The sequence below is a fragment of the Desulfomicrobium escambiense DSM 10707 genome (assembly GCF_000428825.1).
Lineage (GTDB): Bacteria > Desulfobacterota > Desulfovibrionia > Desulfovibrionales > Desulfomicrobiaceae > Desulfomicrobium > Desulfomicrobium escambiense.
Genome location: NZ_AUAR01000022.1, coordinates 52338 through 72493, shown reverse-complemented (window position 1 = coordinate 72493; position 20156 = coordinate 52338). Strand labels below are relative to the sequence as shown.

The following is a 20156-nucleotide window of genomic DNA, read 5'->3' as shown; positions in this document are numbered from 1 at the left end:
CTTGTAAGTCCCGGTCGTCTCGTGGCAGACGAGGCAGTCCACGGCCTCGGCCTTGGAAAAGTCGAAGTCCTTGTCCTTCCAGCCGTAGCCGATGTGGCAGGAGGTGCAGCGCGGCTCGTTGGAGCCCACGGCGATGCAGAAGTTGTTGACGGACAGGCCGCCCTTGCCGGTCTCGCCCGAGGGGTCGGCCGGGTCCTTCCAGGTCCAGTGGATGGTCTTGTGGATCTGCGTGGCCGCCTCGTTGTGGCAGGACAGGCAGGCCTTGGTCACGTCCTCGGGTTTCTCGAAGGGCTGCTTGAGGATGGGATGTTTCGAGTGGTCCGTGGTGATCCATCGGGTCGCGTCGTCCTTGACCGTCTGCCGGGCCAGCTGCCTGCCCGGGGCCTCCTCCGTGGCGGCCATGGCGGACAGGGGCCACAGCCAGAGCAGAAGGGCGCCCCAGAACACTCCCCTGCGTACGAATGTGTGCATTGCTCACTCCTTGTTCCGAAATGGTGAAAAGAACTCGGGTCCGTTTCCTCTCCAGTTGGTTCAGATTTTTGCAATGGCCATACCACAAAAATGTGCCCTTGTTCCGGTGAAATGGTATCGAAGTCATTGATCATTTTTTTTCCCTTTCGCCCGTACTTGAAAATTACATTGACATGTGTTTATTCAATGGTGACACTTGTTTAAGTTTTAAACATCTAACTCGTTGTCTCGTAGTGTGTCGGGACAGTTCCTAACCATGGAGTGAAACGCATGGGCAATCGTGATGCGGCCTTGCAGGCCGAAGCCAGGGAGTCGCTCCCCCAAACTCCCCCGCTTGAAACCCATTGGCGGGAAATCGTCGATATCATGCAGGAGGGGTTGCTGCTGGTCGATCCCGACGGGGTGATCCGCATGGTCAACCGGGCCCTGGAGGAGATCACCGGGTATTCCCGGGACGAACTCATCGGCTCGGACTGCTCCATTTTCAAATGCGACGCCTGCCGCAGGATCCGTTCCGAGGCGCGGTCGAGGTGGTGCATGCTCTTCGAGCAGGGCAGCTACGTCCGCCGCAAGTGCCATATCATGCGCAAGGACGGCGCCTACGTGCCCATCCTCAAGAGCGCCTCGATCCTCAACTCCCGGGAGGGCTCTCCCTTGGGGGCGGTGGAGACCATGATCGACCTCACGGAGTTGGACCGCAAGGAGCACGAGCTGCAGCAGCTGTCCCTCATGCTGGAGGAGAAGACCATGTTCCACGGCATGGTCGGCCATTCTTCCAGGATGCTCGAGGTTTTCAAGCTCATCGAGAGGGCCGCCCAGAGCGACGCGCCCGTCTTCATCTGCGGCGAGTCGGGCACGGGCAAGGAACTGGTCGCCCGCGCCATACACGACCTGGGCCCGCGCCGGGAAGAGCCCTACGTGCAGGTCAACTGCGCGGCCCTGAACGAGGCGCTGCTGGAGAGCGAGCTGTTCGGGCACGTCAAGGGCGCCTTCACCGGCGCCATCCGGCACCGCCAGGGTCGTTTCGAGGCGGCCGGCGGGGGCGACATCTTCCTGGACGAGATCGGCGACCTGCCGCTGCCGGTGCAGGTCAAGCTCCTGCGCGTGCTGGAGACCAAGACCTTCGAGCGGGTCGGCGAGAACCGCCCCCTGTCCGTGGATGTGCGCATCATCACCGCCACCAACAAGGTGCTGCCGGAGCTCATCTCGCGCGGCCTGTTCCGCGAGGACCTCTTCTTCCGCATCAACGTCATCCCCGTGCACCTTCCGCCCCTGCGCGAGCGCAAGGAGGACATCCCGCTCCTGGCAGACCATTTCATCCACCGCCTGCGGGTCAAGAGCGACAAGGACATCAAGGGCCTGAGCCCCGAGACCCTGCGGCTGTTCATGGATTATTCCTGGCCGGGCAACGTGCGCGAACTCAAGAGCAGCCTGGAGTACGCCTTCGTCCTGGCCGACGGCGGCCACATCGAGCCCCGCCACCTGCCGGGCGCCTTTGCCGGGGGATTCACGGACCATGCCCCTGCGCCCGCGGCACCGTCCGGCCAGAAGGAACAGCTCCTCGACGCCCTGCGCGAGGCGGGCGGCAACAAATCCGAGGCGGCCAGAATCCTGGGCGTGAACCGCCTGACGGTTCTGAACCGGATGCGCAAGTTCGGCATCGACCTGAAGAAGGTCATCGAGGCTTGAGGACGGGGGCTTCCCGGTCCGAGTCATGAAACGGAAAAAGGCCGCGTCAAGCGGCCTTTTTCGTTTCCGGGGCGGGTTGGATCAGAAGAAAAGCAGGCCCTGGATCAGGCCGATGATGGCGCCGAGCACGGCCCCGACCACCTCGATGAAGCGGAACTCCCGGGCCATGATGGACATGAGCAGTGCCTCCAGGCGCTCCATGGACAGGTTCTCGATCTTGTCCTGGATGATGCGGCGGAAATCGAGGCTGTTTTCCAGCTCTCCCGTGGCCGTCTCAAGCAGGCCCGGAACGATGCGGTCCAGTTCCTTGTCCAGGAGCCCCTTGACCTTCTCCATCATGGGGCCGTCCAGAAACATGGCGATCATGGGGTTCAGGCTCCCCAGGCGCGTGGACAGGAACTCCGAGAACCCGTCCAGGATGCGTTCCTTCAGGCGGGCCGAGAATTCAGGCCGCTGCATGGCCTGGCGGATGTCGTCGTGGGACAGGAGTTCGCCTTCGATGACCGCGGCCAGGTTCATGGCCAGGGCCTTCTGGCGCTTGGGGAAGATGCCCTGCACCGTCAGGCTTCCGATCTGCACGGGCCGGCGGGGGTGGAAGAGCATCTTGATGGCGATGAAGTTGGTGATCCAGCCGATGAAGGCGCAGATCACCGTCGACAGGCAGAGCTTAAACAGCATGGGCGTCTCCAGGTCGTACGGCGGGATGGGGAGGGGTTACTCGGCCTGGTCCGGGGCGAGCTGGTCCACGGTGCGCGGCGCGTCGTTGCGCAGCACGCTCTTGATCTGGGCCGTGAACGCCGCCAAGCCCTGGATCTGGATGCCGTCAAGCATCTCGGCCTCGGACTGGATGCCCGAGCAGGGCTTGGCGCTGGACCAGATGAGGTGGATGCCCGCGGTCTGCTTCACGCCGCCCGCGTCGGCCAGTTCGATGACGGCCAGGGCGTTGGAGCGGCGGACCTGCTTCTTGACCGGTCCGGGCAGGGCCGGGACCTTCAGCAGGTCGGACTTGTTCAAAAAAAGATAGGTCAGGGACATGCCGGGGCTCGACATGGCCTGGTTGCGGAAGCCCTTGTCGACGCCCACGCCCTGTTCCTTGGCGGATTCGATCATGCGGAACAGGTCGCCGGCGATGCTCTGGGCGTAATTCTTCTCGGTCATGGCACACCTCGTGTAGGATTGGGCCGGAAGCGATCCGGCGCCCGGACCCTGTACACGAGGGCTCCCCGCCAGGCAAGCCGCCCCTCAGGCGAAGGCGCGGCCGTCCCAGGCCCATTTGCCCATGTCGGCGTCCATGAACACGATGTACGTGCGCTGGCTCTCTATGCCGAGCATGTCCTGCACGATGGCTGTCAGGTCCCCGGCCAGGACGCGGATGGCCTCCTCCTTCAGATTCAGGGCCCGCAGGGTCAGGTGCGCCACGGGCTCCTCGCTGCCGCCGAAGAGCATGGGCACTTCGCCGTTGACGATGACCATCATGTAGGTTTCGGCCTTGCCCAGGCCTTTGCAGACGCAGTCCGAGAGGGCGCGCATCAGGGCGCTCTTGTCCGTGACGCGAACGTTGGTCGTGAGTTCGAGACAGGGCATTGTTCCTCCTTACTGTACGACCCAGACGGTGCAGTCCTTGGCCAGGTGGGTGACCTTGGTGGTCACGCTGCCGAACAGGAACTCCTCGGCTCGGGACACGCCGCGGCGTCCGATGACCAGGGTCCCGAAGTCCCCGCGCTGCTGGTACTGCAGGATGTCGCGGGCGATGGACGTGCCGATGCTGCACTCCGCCGCCCCCGGGTTGACCGGCGACTGGCAGTGCGGGACATAGTCGATGGTCACGGCTTCCGGGGCCAGACCACCGGCGGTCAGGGTGGTCCTGGCCTGCTTCAGGAAGGTGCGGATGCGCAGTTCCTGCGTCTGGCCGGCCTCAACCCAGGCCGCCTCGTCGGGGAACAGGTCGCGGTTGGGCGGGCGCTCGATATACAGCACCGTGATCATGAAGCCGCTGCTGCCGCCCAGCAGGTCGGACACGTAGTTCACCGCACGGGCTGAGTTCTCGGATGCGTCCACCGCGATGAGAATTTTCTTGGGGTCCATGATGTCTCCTTACGCTTTTATCCGCCCGCGGCGGATTTCGTCGATACAGGGCAGAAGCTCATCCAGCATTTCCCCGACCGACGGGTAGAACACCTCCGAGGCGGTGGAGAAGTGCATCAGCACGTTGTTCAGGGTTTCGGGCACATAGGGGTAGACCTTGCGCAGGTTTGAGAGGCGGTTTTTGAAGAGCATGGAGAAGTCGGCGGGCTCCAGGTGGACGTCCGACAGCCCGTCGAATTCCGGACGGGGAATGTTGAAGGTGGTGCAGAATTTCTTGCCCGTCAGATAGAGCAGCAGGTTGCCCAGGCCGAAGATGTCCAGGCCCGAGGGGCTCTCCTGGAACTCGTAGGTGTAGTCGAAGTCGATCCAGACGTAGTTGCCCGTGCCCTGTTCGAGCCACAGGTGGTCGCGGCGGATGTCACCGTGGTTCTCGCCGTGCCGGTGCAGGAAGTCGATGGCCCGGCAGGCCTCGGCGAATTTCTCCAGGATGTCCGGCAGCAGTTCGAAGAAGTAGGTCCTGTGGTCGGCCTCCAGCTTGTCGATGGCCAGGGACAGGAGATCACCGCGGACCACGTCGAGGACGCGCACGTTGTTCCCGGCCGCGTCGTCGCGCGAATAGCCCTGCATGAAGCGCCCGTCGCCGCGCACCAGGTCCAGGATGCGGGCCTCCTTGCGCGGGCTGCGGAAACATTCGATCTCCATGCTGCCCAGAGACACGGGGAATTTTTCGTAGAACACGAGCTTGAGGATCTTGCGCTCCCCGGTGTCCAGCTCGCGGCAGCGCTTGACCCAGTACTTGGGATCCTCCACCCCGAAGCTGCGCTCCTTCTCGTCCCGCAGCACCAGGAAATATTTCCCGTCCAGTTCGATCACGTCGCCGTACTGGATGTTCATGAATTCCGTCGTGTCCGTCATCAGGCTCCCGGCCCGCTTGCGCGGGAACTCGGGGTCGTATCTGGCGATGATGTCGTAGGCGCTGCCCATGGGATCCTCCTGCGGGGTGTCGTCAGGCGTGATTGCGCAACTTGAGTTCCACGGGGTGGGGCCGCAGGTAGGTCTGGTCCTGCAGGTAGAAGTCTTCGTATTTCATGACGTAATGATTGAGCAGAGTCACCGGCACAATGAGGGGGATGATGCCCCCGGCGTACTGGTTGATCAGGTCCAGGAGCTCCTGCTTCTCGTCGGCCAGGAGGTCGTTCTTGAAGTAGCCCATGATGTGCTGCAGCACGTTGCGGTGCTTGGGCGGCGTGGCCTTCATGCGCATGGCCGTCATGAGGTGCTCGTGGTAGCTCCTGAAAAGCTGCTCCTTGGGCATTTCCTTGCCCTTGGCCACCAGCCGGCCCATGGCGCGGTAGATTTCCGGGCTGTGGGCCAGGATCTGCAGCTTGTGGCGCGTGTGGAAGGTCACGAGGTTGCCGAGGGTCTGGCCCCCCTTGAGCATATCGCGGTAGCGTCGCAGCACAAAGATGCGGTCGATGAAGTTCTCCCGCAGGTGGACGTCGTGGAGGCGGCCTTCCTCCTCAACGGGCAGCAGGGGGAAGCGCTCCATGAACATGCGGGCGAAGATGCCCACGGACTGCCCGATGAGATTGCCCGTGTCCGAGTAGACCTTGACCCGCTCCATGCCGCTCGACGGCGACTTGCTCTTGAAGATGAAGCCGCACAGGCCTTCGCCTTCCAGTTCGTCGAGGCGTTTGGCGGCCCACTCCTTCATGCGCCGCGTGTGGTCGATGCCGCTCTTCTGGGTCAAAAGCCGCGGGGAGTCGGGGTCCCCCACGAGGCGCATGGCCTCGCGCGGGATGGGCAGGCCGCATTCCACTTCGGGGCAGACCGGGACGTACTCCACGTACTCGCCGAGGGTTTTGGTCAGGAATGGGTCGTGCTTGTGCCCTCCGTCATAGCGGACCTTGTCCCCGAGCAGGCAGCGGCTGATCCCCAGGCGGATGGGTCTGTTCATGATGTTTCTCCTTGCCGTTGCGCGCTTCCGGGACGCGCGGGTTGTCCGATGCAAAAACCTTCTCGGGAAATATTCTCGAATTCTGGCCGGTTGTCCAGAACCGGCCGGACGCGCGCCGAAAATATCACCCCATGGCGATGCGCGTGACCTGCTGGAAGTTGTCGACCAGGAAATAGGTGCCGATCCTGAGCTCCATGACCGCGTTGCCCGAGGCCGAGGCAAAGGCCGCGAGGTTCGGGTGCTTGCGCGTGAACAGGGTCACGGCGCGATGGCGGCGCTCGCCGTCGAGTTCCGTGGCGAAGGCCGTGACCGTCAGGGCCTGGGCCTGCGCCGGGTCCGCCGGGTCGTTCCTGGCCGTGCTGACCAGAAAGGACACGTTGGGGTTGGCGCTCATGTTGTCATGCTTGGCGGTCTGCTTGGGCGTGACCACGATGAGGGCTCGCAGGTCCTCGTCGGCGGCGAAGGCCATCTGGCTGCACAGGGGGATGTCCATGAAGCACGTGGCCAGAACGCCGCTGCGCTGGCCGTTCAGGATGGCGTCAAGGCTGCGGCGCACGTCGGGGTCGTTGATGGTCGTTTCGCGGGAGCGGGGTTCGGTCAGGATATTCGACATTGCGAGTCCTCCTTGGGTGGCGTGACGGGTCCGGACAGGATGGTCCCCCCGACTTTGCGGGCCAGGGCCGTGAGCATGCCCTTGAACAGCGGCGCGTGTACCGGGGCGAGCGCCTTCCAGTAGACGATACCCCATAAACCCCGCGGCAGGAAGCGTGCGCGCAGGGTCAGGGCGGTGCGATTCGGGCCGCGTTCTTCCACGTCGAACTGCAGCAGTGCCTCGCCCGGCACCTTCATCTCGGCCAACAGCCGCAGGCGGCGGTTCTCCTCCACCACCAGCACGCGCCAGAAATCCAGGGCGTCGCCGACGCGCAGGTCGCTCGGGTGGCGACGGCCCCGGCGCAGGCCCGTTCCGCCGATGAGCTTGTCGAGGAGGCCGCGCATTTTCCACAGCCAGTCCCCGTACATCCAGCCCTCGTCGCCGCCCAGGCGGGTCAGGACGTGCCAGACCCGCGTCGGCGTGGCGGACAGGGTCACGGTGTGGGCCGACTCGAAGACCGTCCCGCCGGCATAGGGCGCGTCGCCGCAGTCGATCCATTCGGGCACGCGCAGGCTGCCGGCGTCGGACCAGCAGGTCTCGACCTCGTGCCGGACTGTGCGGTCCAGGGCGCGGGTGATGGCCTCCTCGGGCGACAGCAGGCGGGTGGGGATGAATTCGCGGATGGTGTTTTCGCGGCACACGACCTTGTTGCGCAGGCCCTCGGCCAGGGGCCGGGAGAGGCTCGTGGGCACCGGCGTGACCAGCTGGATCCAGTACGACGAGAGCTTGGGCGTGAGCACAGGCACGGGGATGATGACGCGTTTGCGCAGGCCGGCCACGCGGGCGTAAACGTCGAAGAGTTCGCGGTAGCTCAGGACGTCGGGGCCGCCGATGTCGAAGGTCCGGCCCGTGGTTTCGGGGGCGTCCAGGCAGCCGCAGAGGTAGTCGATGACGTTGGTCACGGCGATGGGCTGGGACAGGGACTTGACCCAGGCCGGGGTGACCATGACGGGCAGGCGTTCCACCAGATAGCGCAGGATCTCGAAGGACGCGCTGCCCGAGCCCATGATCATGGCCGCGCGCAGCCAGGTCAGGGGCACGGGGCCGCCGGCCAGGATCTCGCCGACCTCCATACGCGACTTGAGGTGCGCGCTCAAATCGCCGTCCTGGTCGCCCAGGCCGCCGAGGTAGACCAGGCGCGCAAGTCCGGCCTTGGCCGCAGCGTCCCGCATGGTCATGGCGGCCCGCTTGTCGCGGTCTTCGAAGTCTTTGACCCCCGGAAACATGGAATGCACCAGATAGTAGGCTGCGAAGCAGCCGCGCAGGGCCTCGGTCAGGGCCGGGCCGTCCAGGGCGTCGGCGCGGGCCAGTTCGACGTTCGGGTTCGAGGCGAAGGCCCGGCAGCGCAGCTTGTCGGGGTTGCGGCCCACGGCCCGGACCCGCCAGCCGCGCTCCAGCAGCGCCGGGACGAGGCGGCCTCCGATGTAGCCCGTGGCTCCGAGGACGGCGACGGTGCGGTTGTGATCCATGCGGGTTCTCCTGGTTGCGTATGCGCGGGAAGTCGTGTCCGGCTTCGGGTGCGCGCCTTTACTCGGGCGCCCAAGACTCGTATGTCCATTGACTCTAATGTCACCATTTTTGAGCGATGAGGCAATGATGAATATTGAAATCTTTCGAAGTTGCGATGAATCGGGCGGCGCGACCCTCGTCATGTTCAGGTCCGAAGGCGCTTCCTGGGCCGAGGAGGATCGGGAGATGCTCACGGCCCTCGGCGTGGACCCTGATATGGCCTTTTCCGGCAAGGCCGGGCGGACGCGGCTGTGTTCCGGCGCGGCCGGGTCCTGCCTGCTGGTCGGCCTGGGAAGGGCTGACGAGGTCGATGCCGACGCATTCCGCTCCGCCGTGGGCACGGCCGTGCGCGCCGCGGCAGGCCAGGAACTCACCCGCATGGCCGTTGATGCCGGACATCTGGACAGGCTGGGACTGGATGGGGACATGGCCGCGGAGTGCGTCACGGACGTCTTGCTGGCCGGGTACAGGTTCACGGCCTTCAAGTCGGACCCCGGCGAGGACGACGCTCCCGCGAGTTTCGCCATCCTGGGCGGCGACGAGGACATGCGGGCCCGGCTGGACCGCGCCATGGCCGTGGCCGAAGGCGTGCGCCTGGCGCGCGACCTGGTCAACACCCCGTCCAACGTGGCCACGCCCGAGCATCTCGCCGGCGTGGCCCACGGTTTGGCCGTGCAGTTCGGCTTCAGCGTGCAGGCCTTCGGGCCAGAGGAGATCATCGCCATGGGCATGGGCTCCTTCGCCTCGGTCTTCCGCGGCAGCGACACGCCGGCCCGCTTCATTGTCTTGGACTCGGACCCGGACGGCGGCCGTCCCCTGGTCTTCGTCGGCAAGGGCGTGACCTTCGACACGGGCGGCATTTCCCTCAAGCCCGCGGCCAAGATGCACGAGATGAAGGGCGACATGGCCGGCGCGGCCGCCATCCTGGGTCTGTTCAAGACCATCGGCCTGGCCGGCGGGGCGCCGCGGCGCGTGGTGGGGCTGCTGCCATGCACCGAGAACGTGCCGGGCAGCAGGGCCACCAAACCCGGCGACGTGGTCACGGCCATGAACGGCAAGACCGTCGAGATACTCAACACCGACGCCGAAGGCCGCCTCATCCTGGCCGACGCCCTGGCCTACAGCGCGCGCTTCGAGCCCGAGATCCTGGTGGACCTGGCCACCCTGACCGGCGCCTGCCTCGTAGCCCTGGGCACCAAGGTCGCCGCCGTGTTCGCCACCACGGCCGAACTTGACCAGCGCATCCGCGAGGGCGGCAGCCGCGTGGGCGAGCGCTACTGGCCCATGCCCCTGTGGGCCGAATACGGCGTGCCGCTGAAAAGCGACGTGGCGGACCTGAAGAACATCGCCACGCGCGAGGGCGGGGCCATCTACGCGGCCATGTTCCTGAAGAACTTCGTGCCCGAGGGCGTGGACTGGGCCCATCTGGACATCGCCGGCCCGGCCTGGACCGACGAGAACGCCTCGGTCTTCAGGCCAGGGGGCACGGGGTTCGGAGTGAGGACGTTGTGGGAACTGGTCGGGATGTATGCCGAAGGCGGTGACGGCGAGCTGGCTTTGTAGATGACGAATGGATGATGGATGAAGGATGATGGCGGGGGAAGGGGCTTCGGTGGGGGGCGCGAGTCCGGGTCGGGGCGTTGCGGGCACGTCGAAACTTCCTCGCCGGCCTCGTAATGGTTCCCCGTCGCGTGCAGGGCGCAGAGGTTGTGCTCGGGGCGGTTGACGACGGGAAACCAAACGATGCCTAGTTCGGTCGGACAGTCGACGCGCCCGCAACGCCCCGACCCGGACTCGCTTGGCGCGGAAGCGGGGGGCTGCCTGCCTTTCAGGGGTGGGGAATGTAAGATGGACGACTGCGCGGAGATGACGCTTGCTCTGCACGGTAGGCTGTGCCTGTCACCATCGGCGAAGTTCCGATCAAATCACGCGCAATACGCCGCAGTCCGATGTCATTCCCGCAAAGGCGGGAATCCATGCCTTTCCTTCACGTTACGTATCAGGCGGTACCACACATGCGGCTTTTCATAGGCATCCCCATTCCCCAAGACTACGCGCAGGCTATCCGCGAGATCCAGGCCGCTTGGAAGGGCCGGCTGGCGTCGAAGGTTTCCTGGGTGCGGCCGGAGCTGGCGCACGTGACGCTCAAGTTCCTGGGGGAGACGGACGAGGCCAAGGTCGGGGGCATCGTCAAGGCCATGCGGGCGGCGGCTCGGGGACGGTTCGAACTGCAGGGCGGGGCGGGTGGTTTTTTTCCGCCTCGGGGCGCGCCGCGCGTGGTCTGGTTGGGATTCGCCGAAGGAATGCGGGAGTACGCTGAATATTTCGCAGCCTTGGACGTTGAACTGTCCCGTGAGGGCTTTGCCGCTGAAACCCGGCCCTTCGTCGCCCACGTCACCGTGGCGCGGATCAAGGAGGCTGCCAGGGGGGACGATTGGCCGGGACTCGCCAGGGCGCTGACGCGGGACTGGCCCGCGTTCGGTGTGGACAGCGCCGTGCTCTGGCAGAGCGTCCTTCGTCCTTCGGGTCCGGAGTATCGCAGGGTGGCGCAGGTCGCCCTCGGGACTCAGGACTGATCGAGCAGTACGACGCCGACGCGGTCGATGTGCTCGACCAGCTGCCGTTCCGTTATGGTTTCGTAATCCACCACATCGAAGAAATAGGGGAGCGGCAGTTCCTCGTTGAGGATGCCGGCCAGGCGGACAGGGGTGTCGTAGGTCAGCCGGTTGCCCTTGATGGCCAGATCGACGTCCGAGCCCGGCTTGTGCGTGCCCTTGGCCCGCGAGCCGAAAAGCACGAGCTGGCGGATTTCTGGGAAGCGTTTCGCCGCATTGACGATGAGCGCGATGTCGCCGTCCCGCAGCCCGGTCCGGGAAAGGTCGTTCATCGTTCCTCGCGGGCCTTTGCGTTGAAGGTTTCGTGCAGGGCTTTGAGGAGAGGGTGATAGGACGAGCGGATTTTTTCCTCCACGGCCAAAGCCGTCTGCTCGTTGTAGGTGTGTGTGGTCAGGTTGCGGTCTTCCAGGGCCCCGATCCAGGCGTGGCCGTCGGCGACGAGTCCGGACTGGAAGGCCTGCTTGATGGCCTGACGCGGGCTGACGATCTCGAACCCTACCGACTCCTGATAATCCTTGAGCAGCTTCCAGCCCTGCTCGAAGGCCATTTCAAAGAACTGGATCAGCCCGGCGCGCTCGATGACGGTCAGCCTTTCGATGGTGATGGCCGATTCCAACAGGGCGAAGGATTTCTCGAACTGCGCAAAACGCTGGCGCCAGCGGACATCCCGGTTTTCCATGCATAACCTCCCGAAAGAACGGGGCTTCGGTGCCCGTTGTTCATGCCGGTTTCAATCCTGGCCGCACATCTCCCGTATGGCCCCGGCGTAAGCCAGGCGCAGTTCTTCCAGGTACTGCGGGTCGGTGCGGCCCTTCCAGGTCTCGACCTCCAGGAAGCGCTTGGGGATGCGAACGTTCATGGGGTCGTAGCCGCCGGCGGCGCGTGCCTGCCAGCGCAGTTTCTGGATGCGGGCGGCGGCCTGGTCCAGCCCGTCGGCCAGGGCCTGGCCGCCGAGGACCGTCAGGCATTGGCGCAGGGTTTCGGGGTCGTAGACCTTGCGGGCGAAGAGGCAGGACACCATGGAGGTCAGGATGACGCGCTCGCGTTCGTCCTCCAGCAGGAAGGCCAGGGCCTTGTCCACGTCCTTGGGGGCCTTGGACTGGTCGTAGGTGTAGGCGCCGGTGTCCAGGTGCGAGTGGCGCAGGCCCAGGCCCTGGGCCACGTAGAAGACCTCGCCCGTGGCGTATCCGGCCATCTCCTGGCCGAGCACGCAGGCGAAGTCCCCGCCGCCGTAGCGGGCGGCCGCGGCCATGGTTCCACCGGCCAGGGTGCGCCAGAAGTCGTTCACGGCGCCGCCGAGCATGTGCACGGCCCGCATGTAGCCCTGGGCGTCGCCGAAGCGCAGGTCGATCCCGGTCTGTTCCCGCGTGACCACGCCCTTCTCCAGGGCCTCCGTGGCCCAGGCCAGGGCCACGCCGCCGCTCATGACGTCGAGGCCCGCCTTCTCCACCTCGTCCATGACCGTCAGCACGTCCGGGGCGTGGGTCAGGCCGAGCATGGAGCCAGTGGCGAAGATGGGCTCATAGTCGTAGCCGACCTGGCGGTAGAGGTACTGGTTGTCCTTGTGGAACTTCTCGCGCACGAAGCCGATGTGGATGCAGCCCACGGGGCAGCCCGAGCAGGCGGCGTTTCTGAGCAGGGTGTCGTCGGCGAAGCGCTCGCCCGTGATGCCGACGATGCCCGGGTCCGAGGTGGCCTGGAGGTTGCGCCAGGGCAGGGCCTTGAGCTCGTTCAGGGCTTCGAGGTTCGAGGCCGTGCCGAGGTTGTGGTACTTGCGCATCATGTCCGTGTCGGTCAGCTTGCGGAAGATGTCGGCGAAGAGGGCCGAGTACTCCTTGCCCTGCGGCAGTTCGCAGGAGCCGTTGCCTTCGACGGCGATGGCCTTGAGGTTTTTGGCGCCCATGACGCCGCCCCCGCCCAGGCGTCCGAAGTGGCGGTAGGTGTCGACGTTGATGCAGGCCATGGCCGACTTGTTCTCGCCGGCCGGCCCGATGCGCATGATGGTGCGGTGGCCCGAGCCCTTGAGGATGCGGCGCAGGAGCTTGCCCGTGGTCAGGGCGTCCTTGCCCCACAGGTAGCCGGCCTCCATGAACTCGATGACGTTGGCGCCGAGGTGCAGGACGGTCGGTCGTTCGGCCTTGCCGATGATCACCAGCGCGTCGATGCCCGCGAAGCGCAGGGCCAGGGCCGAGCGGGCTCCGGCGTGGGACTCGGCGTACTGGCCGTGCAGGGGCGAGGTGAAGGCGCAGACCGTCTTGCTCATCAGCGGGAAGAAGCCCGTCAGGGGGCCGATGGCGAAGACGAGGGGCTGGGAGGGGTCGTCCCAGGCCAGGCCGGGCCGGGAGTATTCCATGTGCAGTTTCGCCGCCAGGCCAGATCCGCCGAGGACCGTTTCCACACCGGGCACGTTCCTGATGGCCGAACGCCCCGTGGTCAGGTTGACTTCGAGGATTCTGAAATTTTCGGTGATCATCCTTCGGCCTCCCGCAGTTCCAGGCAATCGTGGGGGCAGAACTCCACGCAGCTGCCGCAGTGGATGCAGACGTAGGGGTTGCCCTGGCGGTCCTGGGCGATGGCGTCCACGGGGCAGGCCGCGGCGCACTTGCCGCATTGGATGCAGAGTTTCTTGTTCTGCGTCACACCGCCCCCCTTGCGCTGTTTGAGGCTGCCCGTGGGGCAGGCCGCGGCGCAGGGCGCCGGGTCGCAGACGAGGCAGAGCTTGGCCGTGAAGCCGGTGGACAGCCCGCCCGAGGACAGGATGCGGATGCCCGCGTTCTCCCAGGACAGGCACTTGTGCACCAGCCGGGCGCAGGCCAGGGAGCAGGAGTGGCAGCCGATGCAGCGCTCCATGCGTGAGGCGACGAGATGTTTCATGATACGGTTCCGGGGAAGGTGTTCAAAAAAGAAAGTCTACCGGTCTTCGGTACGGTTGTGAAGTGCGCTGCGGGCAGTTTACAAGGCGGGGCAAACGTGAAAGCTAGGGGTCCAAGGAGATTTATATGGCGGAACGCGTTTTTTCCATCGTGACCAGGCCGGACACGGGCGTGGAACTTTACGAGATCATCACGGCGCATGTCCGGGACCTGCACGGTCAGGGCATGGCAAAGGTTGTCGGGTACGAGGTCATGAGCAACGGGCGGGTCATCCTGCTCAAGGTGCGAGGGCCGGAGGAAGAGGTCATGCCTTCGGACGAGACTCTGGAGAAGGTCCTCGACGACGCCTTCGTGGAGCGGCTCGAAGCCCTGGCCCAGGAACTGGTCGACGGCTTCTACGTCCCGTCCTTCGCCCACTGCGCCTCCGAAACCAGGGAGTAGCACGCTGCCTTCAAACTGGGGTGCAGGGGATCATCCCCTGCCCGCCGGAGGCACTCTTCCCCCGTCCAGTCGTCCTTCTCAGAACCTTCGGACAGCCCCAGACACGCCCCACCCGATGGGGTGCAGGGGATCATCCCCTGCCCGCCGGAGGCACTCTTCTAAATCTTCCCCATCTTCTTGAGCTGAATCTCCAGGCAGGACAAAGCTGCAGGCGTGATGCCCGAGATGCGTCCGGCCTGGCCCAGGGTGCGGGGCTGGATGCGGGTCAGTTTTTCCACCACTTCGCGTGAGAGGCCCGGAATGCCGGTGTAGACCATGCCTTCGGGCAGGGCGGTGCGCTCCATTTTTTCGAAGCGGTCGACCAGGTCCTGCTGGCGTTGCAGGTAGCCTTCGTACTTGGCCTGGATCTCGGCCTCTTCCAGCGCCTCCGCGTCGAAGTTCGCCAACTCCGGCCACAGGGGCGCAAGGCTGCCGATGGACAGTTCGGGCTGGCGCAGCAGTTCCTTGAGGCTGACGGCCTTCTGGGGGATGGTTCCGCCCATGGCCTCGACCGCGTCTTTGGTGGCGGCGTCGGGGCGCACGCGGATGGATTCCAGACCGGTCATGATCTCCGCAAGGGCATCCTGCTTGGCCGTGAAGCGCTTCCAGCGGCTATCGTCCACCAGGCCGATTTCGCGGCCCAGGGGGGTCAGGCGCCCGTCGGCGTTGTCCTCGCGCAGGAGCAGGCGGTGTTCGGCGCGGGAGGTGAACATGCGGTAGGGTTCCTGCGTGCCCTTGGTCACCAGGTCGTCCACGAGGACGGCAATGTAGGCCTGGCTGCGGGTCAGGATGAACTCCGGCTCGCCGCGCAGGGCGCGGACCGCGTTGATGGCAGCCCACAGGCCCTGGCCCGCGGCCTCTTCGTAGCCCGAGGTGCCGTTGATTTGTCCGGCTAGGTAGAGGCCGCGCAGGGCCTTGGTCTCCAGGGTGGGGCGCAGTTGGGTCGGGGGCACGAAATCGTACTCGATGGCGTAGCCGGGGCGGATGATCTGGGCCTTCTCCAGACCGGGGATGGACGCCACCAGGGCCTTCTGCACGTCCAGGGGGAGGCTCGTGGGGATGCCGTTGGGGTAGACCTCGAAACTCGTCAGGCCTTCGGGCTCGACGAAGATCTGGTGCCGGTCCTTGTCGGGGAAGCGGGCGATCTTGTCCTCGATGGACGGGCAGTAGCGCGCGCCCGTGCCCTTGATGACGCCGGTGAACATGGGCGAGCGGTCGAAGCCGGAGCGGATGATCTCGTGGGTGCGCTCGGTGGTCCAGGTCACGAAGCAGGGCAGTTGGGGCAGACCTATGCCCGGCGAGTCGAAGCTGAAGGGGCGGGGCGGGTTGTCGCCGGGCTGCTCCTCCATGACCGAGTAGTCGACGGAGGATTTGAGCAGGCGCGGCACGGTGCCGGTCTTGAGCCGGCCGAGCTCAAGGCCCAGCTCCTTCAGGCGCGGCGAGAGGCCCTGGCTTGCGGGGTCGCCATAGCGGCCGCCGCTGAAATTCTTGAGGCCGACGTGGATGAGTCCCTGCAGGAAGGTGCCCGTGGTCAGCAGGGCGGCCCGGCAGGGGATGGTCTCGCCCAGGGTGGTGACCACGCCCGTTATGCGGCCGTTCTGGGCGGTCAGGGAGGCGGCCGTCTCCTGGCGCACGAAGAGGTTCGGGCAGGTGAAGATGTCGCGCTGCACGACCTTCAGGTATTCGGCGCGGTCGATCTGGGCCCGGCTGGAGCGCACGGCCGGGCCCTTGCGGGTGTTCAGGATGCGGAACTGGATGCCGGCCTGGTCGGCCCACTTGCCCATCATGCCGCCCAGGGCGTCGATCTCCTTGACCATGTGCCCTTTGGCCAGGCCGCCGATGGCCGGGTTGCACGACAGGTGGCCGATGCGGTCGGCGTTGATGGTCAGAAGCAGCGTCTGCATGCCCATGTGCGCCGCGGCCATGGCCGCCTCGCAGCCGGCATGGCCGGCGCCGACAACGATGATGTCGAAGGTTTCGGGCACGGTCGGGATGCTCATCTCAGTCCTCGCTGTCCAGGAGCAGGCGGGCGAAGACCCGCGCGTCGGCGATGGTGTTGGCGATGGAGGAGTGTTCGTTGGGCTGGTGGGCGGTGTTCAGCAGCGTCGACCAGCAGACCGCGGGCAGGCCGCGCTTGCGGAAGGCCGCGGCCACGGTTCCGCCGCCGATGCCGATGACGCGCGGGTCGATGCCGCGTTCTTCGCGCAGGGCTTTGGCCAGGTGGGTGACGGCCTCGCAGTCGGCCGGGGTGCCCGGCGCGGCCTGTTCGCGCACCACGCGCTCGAAGGCGATGCGTACGCCGTGTTCGGCTTCGACCGTGTCGCAGATGCGCCGGATCTCCTGTTCGACGTCGTCCAGGGGGTAGTCGGGCAGCACGCGGCAGTCGAGGTAGAAGACGTCCTGGCCGGGGATGGTGTTGACGTTGGGGACGTTGGCTTCCTTTTTCGTCGGCGCGAAGGTCGAGGTCGGCGGGTCGAAGAGGGCGTCGGTGCGTCCGAAGACGTCGTTCAGACGCCCCAGGGCCAGGATCAGGGCTGAGGCCCCGACCAGGGAGTTGACGCCCTCGTCCGGGGTCGAGGCGTGACACTGCCGGCCCAGGACCGTGAACTTGAGCCACAGGACGCTCTTCTCGGCCACCTCGATGGCCGCGCCGTCCTTTGTCCCGAAATCCGGGATGACGACGAGATCGTCCGCGGAGAAGACATCCGGCCGCTCGCGCAGGATGTGCTCAATGCCCAGGGCGTTGCCCGTCTCCTCGTCGGCGGCCAGCAGGATGCCTAGAGACAGTTCCGTTTCGGCCCCGGCCTGTTCCAGGGCGCGCAGAAGTAGGAGGGCGCTGACCAGACCCTGATGGTTGTCCTCGACGCCGCGCCCGTAGATGAGGTCGTCTTCCCGGCGCAGGACGAAGGGGTCCGACTGCCACAGGGACAGGTCGCCGGTGGGGACCACGTCGGTGTGGGCGATGAGCCACAGGGTGCGCGGGCTTCTGCCGGGGCGCCGCACCGCGATGCTCGGCCTGACGCCGCTCTCGACCCTGGCGTCCGGAGCGTCGATGCGCTCCACCGTGACGCCTTCGAAAGCGGACAGGTATCCGGACAGCCATTCGGCCTTGGCCGCCTCCCCCTGGCCGCCGTTTGTGGGCCCGAGGGCGGGGATGCCCACCAGCGCGGTCTGGAGCCGGACGAGCTCGTCGGCGCTGCGGTCGATGATGTCGAGAGTGGCCTTGAGCATGGCTGTGCTCCTTGCTGGTCTCCGGGCGCATTGCCCGGAATTTTGAGGAAAAAAAAGGCAGGATGATCCTGCCTTGTGCGTGAACTCTGGTGCTGGACCTAGCGGCCTTTGGCAGCGCGCTTGGAAGCCTTGAGGGGGTTGACCTTGGCCTTGCCCTTGGCGGGCGCGGACTTGGTGTGGGTAGCGAAATTGCAGCTGCCCAGTCTCCACTTCACGGCGGGCTGGGGGTAGCTGCCGCAGTACTTGCCGCCCTCGAATTCCTTGATCCGCTCGCAGCCTTCGCACTGTTCCACAATCTGTTGCATGACAACGCCGTTAACCTGAACGCCTTCGTCGGTCTTGACGGCATTACTGAAATCTACTGCCATGAGGCTCCTCCATAATTTTGACCTGAAATGCTGCCGCGCCTTTGCCCGGTGGAAACGGCGGCTGTTCGCGAATCACCGGAAACTCGTCTTCTTTTTCGAATGACTGACAAAAGTCAAGACTTTTTTTCCCCATGCAACTGGCGCATTTGCTGAACAGGCATCGTATCCTTCACCGTTGCGGGGTCACCATGAACGATCTGCTGACCGGCTGTCTTTTGCTGCACGGCTATGCCGGACGGCCTTTTGAAATGAGCTTTCTGGCGGCCGACCTGCGTTCTGCGGGGTACGCGGTCGACGTCCCGTACCTGCCCGGGCACGACGGCGACACCGAGGCCTTCGAGCGCAGCCGTTTCGAGGATTGGCTGGCCGGGGCCGAGAGGGCGCTTTCGGCCCTGCGGGCGCGGTGCCCGCGGGTTTTCGTGGCCGGATTCTCCATGGGCGGCACCCTCGCCCTGGCGCTGGCGCAGCGGCATGAGCTGGCTGGCGTCGCGACCATCGCCGCCCCTGTCTTCCTGTGCCGGCTCTTTCCCTATTTCTCGCCGGACCCTCTGCTGTTTTGCAGCGGGTTGCTGCGCTTCTGCCATCCCCGGCCGGCGGCCTCGGCGCCGAAGCCGGAGTCCAGACGCATCGCGCCGTGGCAGGGGTACGAGGGCACGCACTTCGTGCGCCCCCTGCATTCCTTCAAGATCGCGGCCGGCAGGGTGCGGCGGGGGCTGGGTCGCGTCACGGCGCCGATCCTGGTCCTGCACGGCGTCCGGGACCGGGCCGTTCACCCCGACAACGCCTGGGACATCCTGTCGCGGGTGTCAAGCGCGCGTCGGGAACTTCATCTCCTGTCCATGCGCGAAAGCCTCACCAGCGGGCATCTGCTGGTCACGCACGAAGAAACCAGGGCCTCGGTGAGCGCCCTGGTTCTCGGATTCGTGGGGAGCCTGGGCTGAGCCCGAGGTCACGAGGGCTTGATCGTGTCGTCCAGGGTGAGGAAGGGGACATCCTCTGCCGCGGTTCCCGTGGAGGAGCCGTCGCCGAAATCGAGCAGAATCTCCGTTTCATCGGCCACGGGGGCTTTCTTGGCCGGGGCCGGGTTCTGCCGCGGCTCTTCCGTCAGGGGCGCGAGCATTTCCTCGAGTTCGGGGATGAAGAGATCCTCGCGCTTGGGCTTCGAGATGGGCGGCGCGGGTTCTGCCGGCGCATCGAAGGACGCGCTGAAGTCCAACTCGGGCATGTCCTCCACGGGCATGGAATCGAGGAAAAGATCCTCGTCCGGCTTGGGCGCCGGTTTCGCGGCGGCCGGGGCCGATGGTTTGGCTTCCGGTCCTTCGGCGGAAAAATCCAATTCAGCGAAGAGCGAAACGTCGATGTCGGCGTCCTTGGAGGACGGCGGCGTCGGGGCCGGGGCGATGAGGTGGGAGAGTTCGTCTTCGCCGCCGGAGACGTCCATGGCCATTGCGGGAGAGACCGCGGAAGCCGCCGGGGCGGCCTGAGCGGCGACCGGAGCCACCCAACTGACGCCGCTGGCGGTGATCCAGTTCAGGTAGAGGGCCTTGCGGGTCTCTTCCCAGTCCGCTCCGCACTTGGGGCAGGCCGCGACATGGTCGAAGGAGTGAAATTTGCATTTTTTACAGTACATGGCGTGTCCTGAATTGGAATTGGTTCATGTTTGCACTTGGACGTCTATAACGAAAAGCTTCTCTTATGCAAGCCGCTTGATCCTTCCCGAAAAGAGAAAAAGCCGAGGCGGGGGAGGAAGCCGGCGATGCGGACGCACGCGGCCATGATGGACGCAGGAACGCATGATCATGTTCGCCTGCAGGAAAAAAGAGAGGGGCGGAAGAAGTCTTTTCTTCCGCCCCCGATCAACCGGAATGTCGTTAAACCAGATGCGATGTGATGCTTGTGAACCGTTTTTGCGCCGGATTGGGGCCGACGCCACGAGTACTCCTGTACGGATTTACCGGAATAAACGCCTCAAAAGTCTGTTTCCTGGTTCACTTCGGGGTTTCCTTCCAACGCGCCATGACCACATTACTGGTTCACGGTTTCCAACCAACGCGCCTCGATTTTCGATTCGGAAAGATGTTCCCTGATTGTGTTGACTGCCTACACACCTGTGTTTCGAGGATTTTTCCAAGTTACCTTGCAACACGCCTCTGTCGAAGAGATGTTGTTGTCAGTTTCCTTGAAGACATCGCCACGGATTCAAGAACCTGTTCAGTCCGCATGCGG

21 protein-coding genes and 1 pseudogene are annotated in these 20156 nt (G+C 65.3%); 5 read left to right on the top strand and 17 right to left on the bottom strand.

Features of this window, described 5'->3' with window-relative positions:
• Positions 1–402: pseudogene (locus G394_RS0114790) on the bottom strand (tetrathionate reductase family octaheme c-type cytochrome); the annotation flags it as partial.
• Positions 403–741: 339 nt separating this feature from the next.
• Between G394_RS0114790 and G394_RS0114785 the strand changes: the two are divergent.
• A complete protein-coding gene (locus G394_RS0114785; protein WP_084435716.1) occupies positions 742–2160 on the top strand; it encodes a sigma-54 interaction domain-containing protein in 1419 nt (472 codons plus the stop codon).
• An 81-nt stretch (positions 2161–2241) separates the two neighbouring features.
• On the opposite strand, the gene G394_RS0114780 is transcribed toward G394_RS0114785, so the two are convergent.
• The 8 genes from G394_RS0114780 to G394_RS0114745 all read right to left on the bottom strand — a co-directional run bounded on the left by G394_RS0114780 (position 2242) and on the right by G394_RS0114745 (position 8323).
• A complete protein-coding gene (locus G394_RS0114780) occupies positions 2242–2838 on the bottom strand; it encodes a DUF445 domain-containing protein (RefSeq protein WP_028578323.1) in 597 nt (198 codons plus the stop codon).
• A gap of 36 nt (positions 2839–2874) precedes the next feature.
• Positions 2875–3318 carry a hypothetical protein gene (locus tag G394_RS0114775; RefSeq protein ID WP_028578322.1) on the bottom strand — a complete coding sequence of 148 codons (444 nt, stop codon included), beginning with the start codon at positions 3316–3318 and terminating at the stop codon, positions 2875–2877.
• Positions 3319–3402: 84 nt separating this feature from the next.
• Positions 3403–3744 (bottom strand): phenylpyruvate tautomerase MIF-related protein, encoded by a 342-nt coding sequence (locus tag G394_RS19440; protein WP_051307228.1) that lies wholly within the window; start codon positions 3742–3744, stop codon positions 3403–3405.
• A gap of 9 nt (positions 3745–3753) precedes the next feature.
• Positions 3754–4245, bottom strand: coding sequence for a universal stress protein (locus tag G394_RS0114765; protein WP_028578321.1), 492 nt, complete (start codon positions 4243–4245; stop codon positions 3754–3756).
• A gap of 9 nt (positions 4246–4254) precedes the next feature.
• Complete coding sequence (locus G394_RS0114760) at positions 4255–5229, bottom strand: protein kinase family protein (protein ID WP_028578320.1); 975 nt, start codon at positions 5227–5229, stop codon at positions 4255–4257.
• 22 nt (positions 5230–5251) lie between these two features.
• The gene (locus G394_RS0114755) at positions 5252–6202 is read right to left on the bottom strand and encodes a YbgA family protein (protein ID WP_028578319.1); all 951 of its coding nucleotides are present in this window, start codon (positions 6200–6202) and stop codon (positions 5252–5254) included.
• 124 nt (positions 6203–6326) lie between these two features.
• The gene (locus tag G394_RS0114750; RefSeq protein ID WP_028578318.1) at positions 6327–6815 is read right to left on the bottom strand and encodes a pyridoxamine 5'-phosphate oxidase family protein; all 489 of its coding nucleotides are present in this window, start codon (positions 6813–6815) and stop codon (positions 6327–6329) included.
• Complete coding sequence (locus tag G394_RS0114745) at positions 6800–8323, bottom strand: SDR family oxidoreductase (RefSeq protein WP_028578317.1); 1524 nt, start codon at positions 8321–8323, stop codon at positions 6800–6802. Before G394_RS0114745 ends, G394_RS0114750 begins: the two co-directional genes overlap by 16 nt.
• Before the next feature lie 127 nt (positions 8324–8450).
• On the opposite strand from G394_RS0114745, the gene G394_RS0114740 reads away from it, so the two are divergent.
• Complete coding sequence (locus tag G394_RS0114740) at positions 8451–9926, top strand: leucyl aminopeptidase (RefSeq protein WP_028578316.1); 1476 nt, start codon at positions 8451–8453, stop codon at positions 9924–9926.
• 452 nt (positions 9927–10378) lie between these two features.
• On the top strand, positions 10379–10939 hold the full coding sequence (gene thpR / locus G394_RS0114735) for an RNA 2',3'-cyclic phosphodiesterase (protein ID WP_028578315.1): 561 nt from the start codon (positions 10379–10381) through the stop codon (positions 10937–10939).
• Here the strand turns inward: thpR and G394_RS0114730 are convergent.
• Genes G394_RS0114730 through G394_RS0114715 form a run of 4 tightly spaced genes read right to left on the bottom strand, consistent with a single transcriptional unit; the run spans position 10930 to position 13852 of the window.
• Positions 10930–11250 (bottom strand): nucleotidyltransferase domain-containing protein, encoded by a 321-nt coding sequence (locus tag G394_RS0114730; protein WP_028578314.1) that lies wholly within the window; start codon positions 11248–11250, stop codon positions 10930–10932. The two genes, thpR and G394_RS0114730, sit on opposite strands and share 10 nt — an antisense overlap.
• On the bottom strand, positions 11247–11657 hold the full coding sequence (locus G394_RS0114725; RefSeq protein ID WP_028578313.1) for a nucleotidyltransferase substrate binding protein: 411 nt from the start codon (positions 11655–11657) through the stop codon (positions 11247–11249). Before G394_RS0114725 ends, G394_RS0114730 begins: the two co-directional genes overlap by 4 nt.
• 51 nt (positions 11658–11708) lie before the next feature.
• Positions 11709–13451, bottom strand: coding sequence for an aldehyde ferredoxin oxidoreductase N-terminal domain-containing protein (locus G394_RS0114720; protein ID WP_028578312.1), 1743 nt, complete (start codon positions 13449–13451; stop codon positions 11709–11711).
• Positions 13448–13852 (bottom strand): 4Fe-4S binding protein, encoded by a 405-nt coding sequence (locus G394_RS0114715; RefSeq protein ID WP_028578311.1) that lies wholly within the window; start codon positions 13850–13852, stop codon positions 13448–13450. Before G394_RS0114715 ends, G394_RS0114720 begins: the two co-directional genes overlap by 4 nt.
• A 125-nt stretch (positions 13853–13977) precedes the next feature.
• Here G394_RS0114715 and G394_RS0114710 point away from each other — a divergent pair, with 125 nt between their 5' ends.
• On the top strand, positions 13978–14292 hold the full coding sequence (locus G394_RS0114710; protein ID WP_028578310.1) for a hypothetical protein: 315 nt from the start codon (positions 13978–13980) through the stop codon (positions 14290–14292).
• Between the two features lie 158 nt (positions 14293–14450).
• Here the strand turns inward: G394_RS0114710 and mnmG are convergent, their stop codons facing one another.
• The 3 genes from mnmG to G394_RS0114695 form a co-directional block, all read right to left on the bottom strand.
• Complete coding sequence (gene mnmG, locus G394_RS0114705; protein WP_028578309.1) at positions 14451–16331, bottom strand: tRNA uridine-5-carboxymethylaminomethyl(34) synthesis enzyme MnmG; 1881 nt, start codon at positions 16329–16331, stop codon at positions 14451–14453.
• Between the two features lies 1 nt (position 16332).
• Positions 16333–17562 (bottom strand): M20 family metallo-hydrolase, encoded by a 1230-nt coding sequence (locus G394_RS0114700; RefSeq protein ID WP_028578308.1) that lies wholly within the window; start codon positions 17560–17562, stop codon positions 16333–16335.
• 98 nt (positions 17563–17660) lie between these two features.
• Entirely contained in the window at positions 17661–17930 is a 270-nt protein-coding gene (locus tag G394_RS0114695; protein ID WP_028578307.1) for a PxxKW family cysteine-rich protein, read from the bottom strand.
• Between the two features lie 188 nt (positions 17931–18118).
• On the opposite strand from G394_RS0114695, the gene G394_RS0114690 reads away from it, so the two are divergent.
• A complete protein-coding gene (locus G394_RS0114690) occupies positions 18119–18871 on the top strand; it encodes an alpha/beta hydrolase (protein ID WP_028578306.1) in 753 nt (250 codons plus the stop codon).
• An 8-nt stretch (positions 18872–18879) separates the two neighbouring features.
• Here G394_RS0114690 and G394_RS0114685 read toward each other — a convergent pair whose 3' ends face one another.
• Positions 18880–19560 (bottom strand): hypothetical protein, encoded by a 681-nt coding sequence (locus G394_RS0114685; protein ID WP_028578305.1) that lies wholly within the window; start codon positions 19558–19560, stop codon positions 18880–18882.
• Between the last annotated feature and the right edge of the window lie 596 nt (positions 19561–20156).